At 65.6% G+C, this 12,323-nt stretch carries 9 protein-coding genes; 8 read left to right on the top strand and 1 reads right to left on the bottom strand.

From position 1 onward, the window contains the following. Nucleotides 1–21: 21 nt before the first annotated feature. A complete protein-coding gene (gene edd / locus J5J83_RS21600; RefSeq protein WP_349251959.1) occupies nt 22–1,854 on the bottom strand; it encodes a phosphogluconate dehydratase in 1,833 nt (610 codons plus the stop codon). A gap of 363 nt (nt 1,855–2,217) precedes the next feature. Here edd and zwf point away from each other — a divergent pair, with 363 nt between their 5' ends. The 8 genes from zwf to J5J83_RS21560 all read left to right on the top strand — a co-directional run bounded on the left by zwf (nt 2,218) and on the right by J5J83_RS21560 (nt 12,279). Then, nucleotides 2,218–3,681, top strand: coding sequence for a glucose-6-phosphate dehydrogenase (zwf, locus tag J5J83_RS21595; RefSeq protein ID WP_212352173.1), 1,464 nt, complete (start codon nt 2,218–2,220; stop codon nt 3,679–3,681). After that, the gene (pgl, locus tag J5J83_RS21590; RefSeq protein ID WP_212352170.1) at nt 3,681–4,418 is read left to right on the top strand and encodes a 6-phosphogluconolactonase; all 738 of its coding nucleotides are present in this window, start codon (nt 3,681–3,683) and stop codon (nt 4,416–4,418) included. Before zwf ends, pgl begins: the two co-directional genes overlap by 1 nt. A gap of 66 nt (nt 4,419–4,484) precedes the next feature. Further along, nucleotides 4,485–5,402, top strand: a complete 918-nt coding sequence (locus J5J83_RS21585) for an SIS domain-containing protein (RefSeq protein ID WP_212352168.1) — start codon at nt 4,485–4,487, stop codon at nt 5,400–5,402. 1 nt (nt 5,403) lies between these two features. After that, nucleotides 5,404–7,059, top strand: a complete 1,656-nt coding sequence (gene pgi / locus J5J83_RS21580; RefSeq protein WP_212352166.1) for a glucose-6-phosphate isomerase — start codon at nt 5,404–5,406, stop codon at nt 7,057–7,059. 19 nt (nt 7,060–7,078) lie between these two features. Next, nucleotides 7,079–8,146 carry an oxidoreductase gene (locus J5J83_RS21575; protein ID WP_212352164.1) on the top strand — a complete coding sequence of 356 codons (1,068 nt, stop codon included), beginning with the start codon at nt 7,079–7,081 and terminating at the stop codon, nt 8,144–8,146. A 313-nt stretch (nt 8,147–8,459) separates the two neighbouring features. Beyond that, a complete protein-coding gene (locus J5J83_RS21570; RefSeq protein WP_212352162.1) occupies nt 8,460–9,677 on the top strand; it encodes an ROK family protein in 1,218 nt (405 codons plus the stop codon). 15 nt (nt 9,678–9,692) lie between these two features. Then, nucleotides 9,693–11,240 (top strand): sugar ABC transporter ATP-binding protein, encoded by a 1,548-nt coding sequence (locus J5J83_RS21565; protein WP_212352160.1) that lies wholly within the window; start codon nt 9,693–9,695, stop codon nt 11,238–11,240. A gap of 40 nt (nt 11,241–11,280) precedes the next feature. Beyond that, the gene (locus tag J5J83_RS21560) at nt 11,281–12,279 is read left to right on the top strand and encodes a ribose ABC transporter permease (RefSeq protein WP_249115810.1); all 999 of its coding nucleotides are present in this window, start codon (nt 11,281–11,283) and stop codon (nt 12,277–12,279) included. The last annotated feature ends 44 nt before the right edge of the window (nt 12,280–12,323 follow it).

Here is a 12,323-nt window from a genome sequence, read left to right as displayed (position 1 = left end):
TCTCCTTGAAGATTCCTGTATTCAGGCCGCTGCTGCCGGCAAAGTGGAACCGAAGGTGACGGCCCCCTGCTCTGCACCGCTCGCCTGTGCCCGGAAATTGACGAACAGCTCGCGGCCGCAGCCGTGCCGGTTCAGTGCCAGATCGGTGACGGCAATATCGCGGGCCGCCCATTCGGCCGCCGGCACCAGCGCCTCGAGCGTGCCGGCCTCGGCATCGAGACGCAGCAGATCGCCAGTGCGAACCTTGCCCAGCGGACCGCCGTTAGCCACCTCCGGTGTCACATGGATGGCCGCCGGGACCTTGCCCGAGGCGCCCGACATGCGCCCGTCGGTGACCAGTGCGACGCGATGCCCGGCATCCTGCAGCACGCCCAGGAAGGGCGTCAGCCGGTGTAACTCGGGCATGCCATTGGCGCGCGGCCCCTGGAAGCGGATGACGGCGATGAAGTCGCGCTTGAGTTCGTCACGCTTGAAAGCTTCACCCAGTGCTTCCTGGCTGTCGAAAACGATCGCGGGCGCTTCGATCACCCGGTGCGCCGGCTTGACCGCCGACACCTTGATCACCGCGCGTCCCAGATTGCCGACCAGCAGACGCAGACCACCGTCTGCGCTGAACGGCTTGGACGCGGTGCGCAGCACGTCCTCATCCAGGCTTTGCACCGGCGCGTCCTTCCATGCAGCCACATCGCCATCGAGCCAGGGTTCGCGGGTGTGGGCACGCAAGCCCTGGCCCATCACGGTGGTGACGTCGTCGTGCATCAGGCCGGCATCGAGCAGCTCGCGAATCAGGAAACCCATGCCGCCGGCCGCGTGAAAATGGTTCACATCGGCGCTGCCATTGGGATAGATGCGCGTCAGCAGCGGCACGACGGCCGACAGCTCGTCGAAATCGGTCCAGTCGATACGGATGCCGGCCGCCGCCGCGATGGCGACGAGGTGGATGGTGTGATTGGTCGAACCGCCCGTCGCCAGCAGACCGACGATGGCGTTGACGATGGCGCGTTCATCCACCACCCGGGCCAGCGGCAGGTACTCGTTGCCCAGTCGCGTGATCCGTGCCGCCCGCTCCGCAGCCGCCGCGGTCAGCGCATCACGCAGCGGCGTGCCCGGATTGACGAAGGCCGCGCCGGGCAGATGCAGACCCATCACCTCCATCAGCATCTGGTTACTGTTGGCGGTGCCGTAGAAAGTGCAGGTGCCAGGGCCGTGGTACGCCTGCATCTCGGCCTCGAGCAACTCCGCCCGCGTCGCCTTGCCCTCGGCATGAAGCTGGCGGATGCGGGCCTTGTCGTTATTGGACAGGCCGCTGGTCATCGGCCCCGCGGGAACGAACACCGTCGGCAGGTGGCCGAACTGCAGCGCGCCGATGAGCAGGCCCGGAACGATCTTGTCGCAGACACCGAGACACAGAACGCCGTCGAAGACGTTATGCGACAGCGCCACCGCGGTGGACATCGCAATCACGTCGCGGGAGAAGAGGGAGAGCTCCATGCCCGCCTCGCCCTGGGTGACGCCGTCGCACATGGCCGGCACGCCGCCGGCGAACTGCGCAACCGCGCCCGCCCGCCGTGCATGCGCCTTGATCAGTGCGGGCATGCCCGCCAGCGGCTGGTGTGCGGACAACATGTCGTTATAGGCGGAGACGATGCCGAGATTGGGCTTGCGCGCCTCGCGCAGCACGAACTTGTCGCTGGCTTCGAAGGCCGCATAGGCGTGCGCCTGGTTTGCACATGAGACCCGCGCTCGCGCGGTACCGCCGGACGCAGCGGCCTCCATGCGCTCGAGATAGGCCGCCCTCGACACTGCGCTGCGGGCGCGGATACGGTCGGTAATTCGAACAAGCGTCGCGTTCAGGCTCATCTGGCCTCCTGTCGGAAAATCTGGTTGCCCCCGCGGAATCACTCGCGCTGTGCTGCGCACAGAAGCGCCGGGAAGCGGAACATGAACAGATTGTAGATTTACTACAGATTAACTTGCAAGGTGATTTTGTTTCTTTTCTACATTGATTGAACCTGAATACTGATTTAAAAGGATTTTCACTCGAAGAATTCAAGAATATTCGCGACGACCATGCTGGAAAAGTCACTCATAGCGCGATCTAAGCGATACCGATGTTGACTTTGCACATGGCAGTTTGTTTAATGGATGTAGCTTTTGCACATACCTCGAAGCCACACGACAGAAGATGGCCGAACTTTCCGACCAAAGAGGCGACCCGTGATTTCGCTAGACGCATTCGATCTGATCCTGTTCGGCGGCAGTGGAGACCTTGCCATGCGCAAGCTGTTGCCGGCGCTGTACTTCCGCCATCGCGACACTGCCGATACCGCCGGCTGGCGCATCATCGGTGTGGGGCTCGAGGACCTGTCACGGGATGCCTATATCGCCGCCGCGCAGGCCAGTTGCCGCAAGTTCGTGGGCGCGAAAAACTTCGACGATGCAGCCTGGCACGCATTTGCCGCCAGCCTCGACTATGTCCCGCTCAACGCCCGCTCGCCCGCCGACTACGGCCGCCTCCGCGATGTCGTCGATCGGGCCCCGGCGGCGACGCGAGTCTTCTATCTCGCCACCGCGCCCAGCCTGTTCGCATGCATCTCCGAGAACCTCGGCGCAGCCGGTCTGGTGACGCCCGACAGCCGTGTCGTGCTGGAAAAACCGCTCGGCCGCGACCTCGCCTCCGCCGAACGCATCAATGCCGAAGTCGGCGCGATATTCGATGAGCATCAGATCTACCGCATCGACCACTACCTGGGCAAGGAGACGGTGCAGAACCTGATCGCGCTGCGCTTCGGCAACGCGCTGTTCGAGCCGCTGTGGAGTCGCGCCTCGGTACGCGATGTGCAGATCACGCTGGCCGAAACGGTCGGCGTCGAAGGTCGCGGCGATTTCTATGACGGCACTGGCGCACTGCGCGACATGGTGCAGAACCACCTGCTGCAACTGCTGTGCATCGTTGCGATGGAACCCCCGTCGAGCATCGATCCGGACGCGATGCGCGACGAGAAGCTCAAGGTCTTGCGCGCCCTGCGCCCATTCACGCCTGCGGATGTCGCCACCCGCACGGTACGCGGCCAGTACCGCGCAGGTGCCATCAACGGCCAGCCCGTGCCGGGCTACCTCGACGAAGCGGGGATACCGGCGAACAGCCGCACAGAAACTTTCGTCGCGCTCAAGGCCGAGCTCAACAACTGGCGCTGGGCGGGCGTGCCGTTCTACCTGCGCACCGGCAAGCGCATGCAGGAGCGCCTCGCCGAAGTCGTGGTGAATTTCCGCGATGTCCCCCATGCGCTGTTCGGCAGCATTGCCGGCGACCGTGTGCCTAACCGGCTCGTCATCCGCCTGCAGCCCGACGAAAGCCTGCAATTGCATCTGATGGCCAAGGTGCCGGGCGACGACATGCGCCTGAGGCCGGTAGCCCTCAACCTCGACTTTGCCGACACCTACAGCGGACGGCAGTGGGACGCCTACGAACGCCTGCTGATGGACGTGATCCGGGGCAAGCTCACGCTGTTCATGCGCCGCGACGAGCTCGACGCCGCCTGGCGCTGGATCGAACCCGTTCTCGACGGCTGGGAGCGCGACACCAGCTCACCGCGCCCCTACACCGCCGGAACCTGGGGGCCCTCCGCGTCGAGCAGCCTGTTGGGTCGCGACGGCCACGAATGGCGCCAGGATTCGTGATGACGCTGCCGCCTTCCCCGCCGCTGGCCTTGCCTGCGCACGTCAGGCAGCAGTGCTATGCAGACGCAGAGACGGCATCCGCCGCCCTCGCCCGCCGTGTCGCACTCGCGCTCGATGCGGCCCTGCGCGCACGCGGGACGGCCAGCCTGGTGGTGTCGGGCGGGCGCAGCCCAGAGGTCTTCCTGCACACCCTGTCGCAACAGCCACTCGACTGGTCGCATGTGATCATAAGCCTGGCAGACGAACGTTGCGTGCCGGCAACGCACGCCGACAGCAATGCCGGCATGTTGCAGCGCACCCTGCTGCAGGGCGAGGCGGCGCATGCCCGCTTCATCACACTGTATGATGGCGAGCCGACGGCGGAAGCTGCGCTGGCGCCCTGTCTGCGGCGACTGACGGCACTGCCGCAGACACTGGATGTCGTGGTGCTGGGCATGGGCGAGGATGGCCACACCGCCTCCCTGTTTCCCGGCAGCGCCGCCCTGCCCGGACTGCTCGATGCCAGCGCGCCCCGCGTGGGCGCCGTGCATCCTGCGCTGGCCCCGCATGCGCGGATCAGCCTGAGCCTGCCGGCCCTGCTCGACTCGCGTTTGATCCTGCTGCCGATTGCGGGCCGGAACAAACGCGCGGTGATCGAGCAGGCCTGCGCCGAAGGCGACGCGATGCGCATGCCGGTGGCTGGCATACTGCTGCAGCACGACACGCCGGTCGAGGTGCTTCATGCGGCTTGCGATTAGGGCGGCAGGGTTCGCCGGCGATCACGGGCACCTTTCGCGTCGACTTTTTGAACAGTGGGCATGGACATGAACAAACTGACCAACCTCGCGCACGAGCGCAAAGAAGCCATCCTCACTCCCGCAGCCGAAAACACCCCGCTGCTTGCACGCATCGAGGCCAGTTTCGATCTGTTGCGCCGCTCCGAGCGCGCGGTCGCAGATTTCGTCCTCGCCCAGCCCAACGAAGTGCTCAACATCTCCATTGCCGAACTGGCCTTCCGCGTGGGCGTCAGCCAACCGACGGTCGCGCGCTTCGTCAACGCGCTGGGCTTCAGCGGCTTCAAGGACTTCAAGCTGCGGCTCGCACAAAGCCTGGCGACCGGGGTGCAATTCGTGCACCGCGACGTTTCCGCCGACGACCCGCTGAGCGAAGTCGCCCCCAAGGTGTTCGACCGCAGCATCACGGCATTGATGAGCGTACGCAACCAGCTCGACGGCGCCCGCTTTGCCGAGGCGGTCGAATTGTTGAGCCGCGCACGCAGATTGGAGTTTTATGGCATTGGCAACTCCGGTATCGTTGCACAGGATGCACAGCACAAATTCTTCCGCTTCGGCGTTCCGTCGGTGGCCTACAGCGACCCGCACACGCAAGGCATGGCTGCGACACTGCTGCAGCCAGACGACGTCGTGGTCGCGCTGTCGGCCAGCGGGCGTACCGAAGACCTGCTGCGCGCCTGCGAGCTCGCGCGCGAGGCGGGTGCGCACGTGATCGCGATCACAGCCAGCGGCTCGGCCCTGTCACGAATCGCAAGCCTGACGCTGGGCGCCGATGTTCAGGAGGATCCCGACATCTACGCACCGATGAGTTCGCGCATCGTGCATCTGACCATCATCGACGCCCTGTCGGTCGGTGTGGCCCTCGCCGGCGGCCCCGAGCTGCTCAAACGCCTTGAACGGACCAAGCAAACCCTGCGCGACAAGCGCATCCGCGGATTTGGTGAATGACATGACTCAGACTCAAGCCCCCACCCCTGCCGTTTCGCCCGCATGGCAGGCGCTGTCCGCCCACCGCGCGGATATCGCCGCGACCGACCTGCGCACTCTGTTTGCGCGCGATCCGCAACGCTTCGAGCGCTTCTGCCTGCACGCGGCCGGCCTGACCCTGGACTACTCGAAGAACCGGATCACAAAGCACACCCTTGAACTGCTTGTCGCACTCGCCCGCGAACGTCAGCTCGAACACGCCCGCAACGCCATGTTTGCCGGCGCCCGCATCAACAGCACCGAAGACCGCGCGGTGCTGCACACCGCGCTGCGCAATCCAGCTGGCAGCTGCATCGAGGTCGACGGCGAGAACGTCATGCCGGCGGTGCTGGCCGTGCGCCAACGCGTCGGCGCGTTTGCCGAGGCCGTGCGCGAGAGCCGATGGACGGGTTACAGCGGCGAGGTCGTCACCGACGTGGTGAATATCGGCATCGGCGGCTCGGACCTCGGTCCAGCCATGGCCTGCGAAGCGCTGGCGGCGCACGGGCACCCGCGCCTGAAGCTGCACTTCGTGTCCAACGTCGACGGCGACCAGCTGGCACGGGTGCTGGCAAGCGTCAATCCGGCCCGAACGCTGTTCATCATCGCCTCGAAGACCTTCACCACCATCGAGACCATGACCAACGCGGCCAGCGCGCGCGACTGGTTTCTTGCCAGCGGCGCCGGCGAAAAGGACATTGCCCGCCATTTCGTCGCGGTCTCGACGAACGCGGCGCGGGTGGCCGAATTCGGTATCGCCCCCGACAACATGTTCGGCTTCTGGGACTGGGTGGGCGGTCGCTATTCAATGTGGTCGGCAGTCGGACTGCCGATTGCGCTGTGTGTCGGGCGCGACGGTTTCGAGGCCATGCTCGACGGCGCGCACGAGATGGACCGGCACTTTTCCGAAGCCCCGCTCGAAGTGAACATGCCGGTCATTCTGGCCCTGCTCGGGGTCTGGTATCGCAACTTTTTCGACGCCGGCAGCCTGTGCATCGCCCCTTATGCCCAGGCGCTGTCGCGCATGCCCGCCTATCTGCAGCAACTGGAGATGGAAAGCAACGGCAAGTCGGTGACCCGCGACGGGCAGCCGGCGGCATCGCCCACCTGTCCGGTCGTATGGGGCGAACCCGGCACCAACGGGCAGCACGCCTTTTTCCAGCTCCTGCATCAGGGCACCGATCTCATCCCGGTCGACTTCATCGCACCACTCAAGGCCAGCCACAACCTGCCCGGTCATCATCGCCTGCTGCTGGCCAACTGTATCGCCCAGAGCAAGGCGCTGATGATCGGCAAGACCGCCGACGAGGTACGAGCGGAACTGGCGGCAAGCGGCATGAACGCCGAGGCAGCCGAAGCGCTCGTACCGCACCGGGTCTTTCCGGGCAACCGGCCCAGCAACACCCTGCTCATGCCTGAACTGGCACCGCGCACGCTCGGCGCCCTGATCGCGCTCTACGAGCACAAGGTGTTCGTGCAGGGCGTCATCTGGGACGTCAACAGCTTCGATCAATGGGGGGTCGAACTCGGCAAGCAGATCGCCACCCGCATTGCCGGCGAGCTGGCTGGCGCAGCCCCCGGCGATCATGACGCCTCCACCGCGGGACTGATCGCGCTGGCGCGCGCGGCGACATCGTGAGGCCTGCGTGACACCCGCGATGCCCCGCCTCGCCTTGATCGGCCATGGCTTCGCCGGCAGGACCTTTCACGCCCCGTTGATCCGCAGCACACCCGGTCTCGACCTGTCCGCCGTCGTCACCGGTCAGCCCGATTCGGTGCGTGCTGCCCTGCCCGGCATACATCCCCTGGCCACGCCGGCTGAGGCCTTCGCTGACCCGACGATCTCGGCGGTGGTCATCGCCACCCCGAACGACACCCATGCCCCGCTTGCCGAGGCGGCGATGCGCGCCGGCAAACACGTAGTGGTGGACAAGCCGCTCGCACTTTCACTGGCGCAGGCGAGACAACTGCGCGCGCTCGCGGATGAACGCGGCCTGATCCTGTCGGTATTCCAGAACCGGCGCTGGGACAGCGACTTCCTCGGTTTGCGCGCGGCGCTGGGTTCCGGACTCATCGGCCGCCTCACTCACCTCGAATCCCGGTTCGACCGCTTCAGGCCGGAGGTGCCGGATCGGTGGCGCGATCGGGCACCAGCGGGCGGCCTGTGGCTCGATCTGGCGCCGCACCTGATCGATCAGATGCTGCTCCTGTTCGGCCTTCCCCGTACCGTGGGGGGCCGTATCGCAGCGCACCGCGATGGTGCCCGCGCGGATGACTGGAGCCAGATCCAGCTCGACTACGGCCACTTCCAGGTAAGCCTGTCCGCATCGGCGCTGGTCGGCGGCGGCATGCCGCGTTTCGCCGCGCATGGGACCCGGGGCAGCTGGCTCAAACACGGGCTAGACCCCCAGGAAGACCAGCTTCGTGCCGGGCAACGACCCGGCGATCCCGGATGGGGCGTCGACCCGCGTCCGGCGCGTATTTTCTGCGGCGACATGGACGGAAGGCCTGTGCCGGTTCCGGCCGGGGACTACCGGCGCTATTACGCCGGCTTCCGTGATGCCCTGTCGGGCAAAGGTGCCAATCCGGTGCCGCCGGCCCAGGCCGTGGCAACGATGGCGGTGCTCGAAACCGCGGTCGATGCGGCCCATGCCGGCGCCTGGCTTGGCCTCCCCCTGAGCACCGACGAAGTAAACGCTTTCAACGAAGTCAGATCCCCGGCCTGAGGGTCGGGGCAACTCGATTCCTTCCGTCAGCGGCGTCCGGTAGTCTCGGCGACGCCTCGCCGCTGCGCCGGCGCGAGCGCAAACGCTTCATTTTGATTGTCGAGATCCAGCACCTGCACCGTGTGCATTCATGCCCTCCTGCCGTGACCGCGCGGCAGGTGTAGATCGCACGCTTTCGGGACGCGTCAGGTGCGGACACGGGTCGCGAAAAACGCCGCACTAAATTCTTGACAAACACGTCCTCGCGCTATTTAATAAATCAACTTGATTTAATTATAGATAAGCCGACTTAATCGGCAGGCGGAGACGAATCATGTTTGCTGCGGACGAAGGTCGCGGGTGCAACTCGGTACAGCTGCGCCGCTACAACGAACGCCTGCTGCTCCAGACGCTGCGTCGTGCGGGCGAGGCGTCCAAGGCGGAGCTCGCGCGCAAGACCAAACTCACCGGCACGGCTATCGGCGGCATCATCGGCGGGCTCGAGGCGTGTGAGCTCATCGAAGTTGGCGGCCGGCGCTCGGAAGGGCGCGGTCAACCCGCCACGCTGCTGCGGCTCAACCCCAAGGGTGCGTTCGGCCTTGGCGTTCGCCTCGACCGCGACAGCATCGAGACGGCGCTGGTCGACTTCGGTGGCGAGATGCTGGGCCGCCGGGTGCATGACCGCATCCTGCCGTCACCCGACGAAGCGCTCGCGCTGGTGCGCCAGGACATCGACAGCCTGCTCGACATCCTGAGCCCCGCAGAGCGTCAGCGTCTGGCCGGCGTGGGCGTCGCACAACCCTTCAATCTCGGCGCCTGGCTGAGCCAGATCGTGATCAGCACGCCCGCGTTCCGCGACTGGGACGAGATCGACTTCGGCTTCGAACTCGGACAGCTGACCGGTCTGCCGGTGTTCTGTGAGAACGACGGCAATGCCGCAGCGATCGCCGAGCTGTTCTACGGTCGCGGACGCGAATTCGACGACTTCATCTATCTTTTCCTCGGCCCGGTCATCGGTTGCGGCATCGCGCTCGACGGCGATTGTTTGCGCGGCGTCAGCGGCAACGCCGGCGACATTGCGGTCATGCCGGTCCCGCCCAGCCGCCTGGCCTCTGCCCCGAACAATGGCGGCAAGTGGGAGCTGCTGCTGTCGCGCGCCTCGCTCAACGCCCTCACCCGCCACCTGCGTCACGCCGGAGAATCGGTGAATACGCACGGCGACCTGTCGCGTTTCATCAAGTCGCACCATCCGGCCGTCGAAGAGTGGGTCGAGGATTGTATCGACGCGCTGGTACCGGCATTGCTCTCCGCAAGCTGCATGCTCGATGCACCGCTGGCGGTGATCGACGCCGACGTGGATGACGGTTTGATCGATCTGCTCATGCAGCGCCTGGCCCGCGCACTCGAGGCCGCCGCACCCGAGGCCCATACCGCGCCCGGACTGGTGCGCGGCTCGTTCGGTTCCGACGCGGGCGCGCTCGGCGCCGCCAGCCTGCCGATGTTTTTCAGCTTCTCGCCACGTACCGACATTCTGCACAACGGCACCAAGTAACCGGAGGACTCTGAAATGGCCGACAACACGCAGTGCAAACCCGTACTCACGATGCGCGGGATCTCGAAGACCTTCCCCGGCGTAAAGGCGCTGACGAACGTCTCGCTGACGGTCTTGCCAGGCGAGATTCACGCCTTGATGGGAGAGAACGGCGCCGGGAAGTCGACGCTGATGAAAATCTTGTCCGGTGCCTACACGCCGGACGCAGGCGGAGAGATCTGCATCGACGGCGAGCCGGCGCGCATCGACGGTCCGTTGGCGGCCAAGGCCCTGGGGGTCGCGGTCATTTACCAGGAGCTCTCGCTGTGCCCCAGCCTGAGCGTTGCCGAGAACATCTACCTTGGCCGCGAACTCAGCCACGGCGGCCGTATCGACCGGCCTTCGATGGAAGCCGCGTGCACCGATATCCTGCAACGGCTGGGCGCGAACTTCACCGCCCGCACGCCGGTGTCCGACCTGTCGATTGCGGAACGCCAATTGGTGGAGATCGCCCGCGCACTGCATTCGAAGGCTCGCATTCTGGTCATGGACGAACCCACCACGCCGCTGTCGTCGCGCGAAACCGACCGCCTCTTCGAGCTGATCCGCAAACTGCGCGCCGAGGGCCTGGCCATCGTCTATATCAGCCACCGCATGGCTGAAATCTACGAGTTGTCGGATCGGGTATCGGTACTGCGCGACGGTTGCTATGTCGGTACGCTGGAACGCGCGAGCCTGTCCGCCGAGACCCTGGTGCAGATGATGGTGGGACGCGATCTGTCGGGCTTCTACAAGAAGGAGCACGCCCCCTACGACCCCGGCCACGTGGTCATGGGCGTGCGCGGGATGTCGGACGGTCGCCGCGTGCGCCATTGCAGCTTCGACCTGCACGCCGGCGAAGTCCTCGGTATTGCCGGACTGGTGGGTGCGGGACGCACCGAGCTTGCGCGCCTGATCTTCGCCTGTGACCCGCGCACCAGTGGCGAGGTCGAGATCGAGGGGTTGCCGGTGACATTGCGGACCCCGCTCGACGCCATCAACGCCGGCATCGTCTATCTCACCGAAGACCGCAAGGGCAAGGGGCTCTTCCTCGATGCCAGCGTACGCGACAACATCAACCTGTGTGCCTGCAGCAAGGACGCCCGCCTGGGCGGCGTGCTCAACCGCCGCGAGGCGCGCCGTCGCGCTGACTCCGCGATCAAGAACCTGTCGATCCGGGTGCCGAATTCGCTGGTCAACGTCGGCGCCCTGTCGGGCGGAAACCAGCAGAAAGTACTGCTGTCGCGCCTGCTCGAGATCAACCCGCGTGTCCTCATTCTCGACGAACCCACGCGGGGCGTCGATATCGGCGCCAAGTCGGAGATCTACCGGATCATCAATGACCTTGCCGCCAAGGGCGTCGGCGTCATCGTGATCTCCAGCGAACTGCCGGAAATCGTCGGCACCGCAGACCGCGTGCTGGTCATGCGCGAAGGCGAACTGGTGGGCGAACAGGGGGGACATTCGGGTGCTGCCATCACCCAGGAAGCAATCATCGAACTTGCCACTGGCAGCGCACGCCAGCCGCTCGCACAAGCCGCTTGAGACGGCCGCCACACCACATCGAACCGCAATGGAGACACCCATGGCCACCCACACTCAAACCGTCGTCGCGACCTCCCCGAGCAGCCCCGGCAGCCGTGAGAAGTTCCAGGCCCTGATGCGCACCGTCGGCATGCTGCCGGTCCTGATCCTCGTCGTGCTCGTCTTCGGCTTCGTCGCCGACGGCTTCCTCTCGGTGCAGAACTTCTCGATCATCGCCCAGCAGGCCTCGATCAATACGGTGCTGGCAGCCGGCATGACCCTCGTCATTCTCACCGCCGGTATCGACCTTTCGGTGGGCGCAGTGCTGGCCGCCGCCGCAGTGGTGACCGTCATGGCGTCAACGTTGCCCGCAGGGGGCATCATCGGCATTCTGGCCGCCATGCTCACCGGACTCGCCTTCGGCCTCATCAACGGCGGCCTGGTGGCGTTCGCCAGGCTGCCGCCCTTCATCGTCACCCTTGGCGCATTGACCGCGGTTCGCGGCGTGGCCCGCCTGCTGGGCGACGACAAGACCGTGTTCAACCCGGATCTGCCCTTTGCGTTCATCGGCAGCGATACCGTGCTCGGCGTGCCCTGGCTGGTGATCATCGCCGGCGCGGTGATCGCGGTATCGTGGTTCATCCTGCGCCGCACGGTGCTCGGGCTGCATATCTACTCGGTCGGCAGCAACCCCGAAGCCGCCCGCCTGTCGGGCATCAAGGTGTGGAAGGTGCTGCTCTTCGTCTATGCAATCTCGGGCCTCTTCGCCGGCATCGGCGCGATCATGACGACGTCGCGCATCCTCGCCGCCAATGGCCTGCAGCTGGGCCAGTCCTACGAACTCGACGCGATCGCGGCGGTGATTCTGGGCGGCACCAGCTTTGTCGGTGGCGTCGGTTCGATCATGGGCACCCTGGTGGGCGCGCTGATCATTGCGGTGCTGTCCAACGGCCTGATCCTGGTCGGCGTATCCGACATCTGGCAGTACATCATCAAGGGCCTGGTCATCATCGGCGCCGTCGCGCTCGACCGCTACCGTCAATCCGGCGCCCGAACCTGACTCGCTGGCTTTCGAGCTCTTTTCCTCAAAAACGCGGCGTCTGG

It is taken from the genome of Azoarcus sp. L1K30 (genome assembly GCF_018122735.1).
Taxonomy (GTDB): Bacteria; Pseudomonadota; Gammaproteobacteria; order Burkholderiales; family Rhodocyclaceae; genus Parazoarcus.
This window is presented reverse-complemented; position numbering and strand designations above follow the sequence as displayed.